Below are 1,413 nucleotides of genomic sequence, written 5' to 3'. Positions count from 1 at the left end.
GTGTGCGGACAGCTGCTTTTTTAATCGTGCAAGCCGGTCGGCAAGGTTGATGACCCTGCCCTCCTACGCTGAAGCTTCGGAGGGCATCCTGCTTCGCGTCGTCGATTGAGCCAATCCTGCGAAGCTCGAAGAGCGAAGCAGGATGGCGGAGAGAGCGGGATTCGAACCCGCGTTACGGTTTCCCGTAAACACACTTTCCAGGCGTGCGCCTTCAACCACTCGGCCACCTCTCCGTCCTTGCCTTTCGCGTCGGCCGGTTTCGCCGCGCGGGTTGGGGAGATGCTCTCCCTTTGGGGATGCGTGCGGAACTGCCCGCACCGGGCGCCGCCAACCAGCGGACGCCCTGCCCGCACCTGAGCCGTCGAAGCAACAGGCGCGGGGCTCATCTAGTCGATCCGGCGCCGAATGCCAAGCCATAACGGCGGTCAATTCGCTTTGCCGGCCACACGGCGTTCATGGGGGCCGCCGGCACGTCCGTTTGGAGTCCCGCCACTTCAATCGCTGCTTGATGATGTGCACGGGCAAGGCTGCGAGGCCAGCCGCGCTTGACTTCGTCCCGAGCGGCCTGTCGAGTGTCCGAAAGGCTTTGCGGGGGGCATCGTCGCAACATGACGTCAAGCAGCGGAATTCCGGGCGGTAGGCCGGACAACGGACAGCCACCGGCCGAGGGAAAGATCCCGGCCCGACATCTGGACAGCGGACTTTCCTATGTCCCGGTGGGCTGGCTGGTTAGCGTTATGGCCCTGTCGGTCTATTGGCTGGCGTCGGCCTTGTGGCTGGTGGGGAGTTCAGGCCTGCCGGACGCCGTTTTCTATTTCCTCTTCAGCGGGCTCGTCGCCGACGTCATCACCATCCTATGGGGACTTTACCTGCTCGGCCTCGCCTTCGGCCGTTCGGCGCGCTTCCCCAGCCACTTCACCATCTGGCAGGCCGCCACGATCATATGGCTGCTGGCAAGTCACGCTTACGCACTTGCCGTGCCGGGCTTCGTCTTCTCCGCCAGAAGCCTGGCCATCACCGCCGCCGAGATCGCCATCGGCCTGCTTTGCATCTACCTGTTGCGCCGCGGCTCCGGCGCCGAGACCGTTTATGCCAAGCCGCGAGCCGAAGCGCCGTCGGTCTTCGTTTCCATTGTCGCCGCGCTGCTCGGCATCATCCTCGGCGCGGTCGTCGGCGCGGTGGGCGGTTTCCTGGCCGGTTCGCTCATCGCCGATGTCACCGACGTGAGTTGCTTCGAGGGTGCGTGCGGCTACTTCGCCGCATTCATCGGCCTGGCCGGGCTGGTGGTCGGCGCCATTGCCGGCGGCATTCTCGCCGTCTGGCTCGCCAACCGGCGCAAGCGCAGGCCGGCCGGCTAGGCTGCGTCGGCCGCGATTCAATTCGCGTGCCGTGATTGCGAACGGGGCCCATGCG

At 65.5% G+C, this 1,413-nt stretch carries 1 protein-coding gene and 1 tRNA gene; one reads left to right on the top strand and one right to left on the bottom strand.

The window, feature by feature from the left end:
- Nucleotides 1-143: 143 nt before the first annotated feature.
- Nucleotides 144-233 (bottom strand) — tRNA-Ser (locus tag FJ980_RS31570).
- A gap of 504 nt (nucleotides 234-737) precedes the next feature.
- Here FJ980_RS31570 and FJ980_RS31565 point away from each other — a divergent pair.
- Nucleotides 738-1,358, top strand: a complete 621-nt coding sequence (locus tag FJ980_RS31565) for a hypothetical protein (RefSeq protein WP_246676656.1) — start codon at nucleotides 738-740, stop codon at nucleotides 1,356-1,358.
- Nucleotides 1,359-1,413 lie beyond the last annotated feature (55 nt).

The sequence above is a fragment of the Mesorhizobium sp. B1-1-5 genome (genome assembly GCF_006443065.1).
In the GTDB taxonomy this organism is placed as follows: domain Bacteria; phylum Pseudomonadota; class Alphaproteobacteria; order Rhizobiales; family Rhizobiaceae; genus Mesorhizobium.
This window is presented reverse-complemented; position numbering and strand designations above follow the sequence as displayed.